Source organism: Mycobacterium sp. (assembly GCF_049683355.1).
Taxonomy (GTDB): Bacteria; Actinomycetota; Actinomycetes; order Mycobacteriales; family Mycobacteriaceae; genus Mycobacterium.
Window position 1 is genome coordinate 1 of record NZ_JBAUJB010000123.1, and the last position, 1824, is coordinate 1824.

Consider the following 1824-nt stretch of genomic DNA (forward strand, 5'->3'; position numbering starts at 1 on the left):
TGCCAACACCCGTCATCGTCGGTGCTGCCAGGACGGCCATCGGCCGGTCTTTCAAGGGCACGCTGGTCAACACGCCGCCCGAGACCCTGATCACCACGGTGCTGCCCGAGGTGGTCCGGCGCTCCGGCGTCGACCCGGCCGACATCGACGACATCATCTTCGCCGAAAGCCACTACGGCGGAGGTGATCTGGCTCGCTATGCGGCAACCGCGACCGGGCTGGAGCATGTTCCCGGCCAGTCGGTCAATCGGCACTGCGCGGGCAGCCTCACCGCGATCGGCAATGCCTCGGCGCAGATCGGCTCCGGCATGGAGCGGGTGCTGATCGCCGGCGGTGTCCAGTCGCTGTCGATGACTCCGCTGACGAACTGGCGCATCCCCGGCCCTGAGCTGAAGTTCGAGGAGCGCTGGATGCCGCCCACCCACGTCGAGACGCCCGACGCGCCGGCCAAGGACATGTCGATCACCGTCGGGTGGAACACCGCGCAGTCGATGGGGATCACCCGTGAGGAGATGGACGCCTGGGCGGCGCGCTCGCATCAACGCGCCATCGCGGCCATCGACGCCGGAAAGTTCCTCGACGAGATCATCCCGCTGAAGGTCGAACTCCCCGATGGTTCGGTCATCGACTTCTCCGTCGACGAATTCCCCCGCCGTGACACCACCGTCGAGAAGCTGGCCGGCCTGAAGGTGCTGCACCCGGAGATCGAGGGGTTCTCGATCACCGCGGGCAACAGCAGTGGCACCAACGACGCCGCGGCCGGCGTCGCGCTGGTCGAGCGCGACTATGCCGATGCCCACGGGTTGAACGTGATGGCCACCGTGAAGGCCTGGGCGTCCGCGGGCGTGGCTCCGCGCGACTGTGGCCTCGGCGCGCTGAAGGCGATCGACAAGGTGCTCGATCGCGGCGGTCTGAAGGCTTCTGACGTCGCGCTGTGGGAGATCAACGAGGCGTTCGCGTCGGTGCCGATCGCGGCCTGCCGCGAGTTCGGTCTCGACGAGGAGCTGGTCAACTTCTACGGCAGCGGCTGCAGCCTCGGCCATCCGATCGCCGCATCCGGTGCCCGGATGGTGACGACGCTGGTCTATGAGCTGGCGCGCCGCGGCGGCGGGATCGGCGTGGCCGCGATGTGCGCAGGCGGCGGCCAGGGCGGCGCCGTCATCGTCGAGGTCTAGCCATCCGCCGGAACGGTATTCCGGGCGGGAAAAACCGCAAACAGGCCGCCTGGAAATACAGTTCCGGCGCTGGTCGGCGGCGCGGGTCAGCGTTTGCGCGCGGTGGTCTTGGCGGCCTTGCGTGCCGGCTTGTTGTTCTGCTCGATCAGCCGTCCTGCATGGTCGAGGATGCACTCGAGGCCGAACTCGAAGTTGCGGTCGTCGGCCGCGCTCAGGTGATGGCCCTTCTGGGTGACCGCCGCCAGCAACGGCGCGGTCTCCGGGTCGATCGACATCGTGTCGTCGATGTCGCCGTGCGCCTCTTCGCCGGACAGATTCTTGTCGCCAAGCCTCTGCAGCACCACCGACCCGCGGACGTGCACCGAAATCGCCGAATAGGTGTCGAACGCATCCTCGGGCGACAGACCCGCCTCGACCAGACTGCTGATCGCCTTCTCCACCTCCTGGACGCCCATCTTCGCCGCGCGTGGGCTCAGCGCCGACCGGATCAGGATCAGGTCGGCGAGGATCGGGTTGCCCAGGAAGGTCTTGCGCATCGACCGCGCGTGATTGCGCAGCGTCTCGCGCCAGTCCTTGGCCTCGACGTACGGGGTGGCGAAGACGTACTGGCGCAGCGCGCGGTCGGCCATCGCGTTGAGCAGGTCGTCCT

General features: G+C 68.0%; 2 protein-coding genes. One reads left to right on the forward strand and one right to left on the reverse strand.

Features of this window, described 5'->3' with window-relative positions; all coding sequences use genetic code 11:
* A partial coding sequence (locus WA944_RS07920) for a thiolase family protein (RefSeq protein WP_526646681.1) occupies positions 1-1175 on the forward strand: 1175 nt, incomplete at its 5' end.
* Between the two features lie 86 nt (positions 1176-1261).
* Here the strand turns inward: WA944_RS07920 and WA944_RS07925 are convergent.
* Positions 1262-1824: TetR/AcrR family transcriptional regulator C-terminal domain-containing protein (locus tag WA944_RS07925; RefSeq protein WP_526646683.1), on the reverse strand; the 563-nt coding region annotated here is incomplete at its 5' end.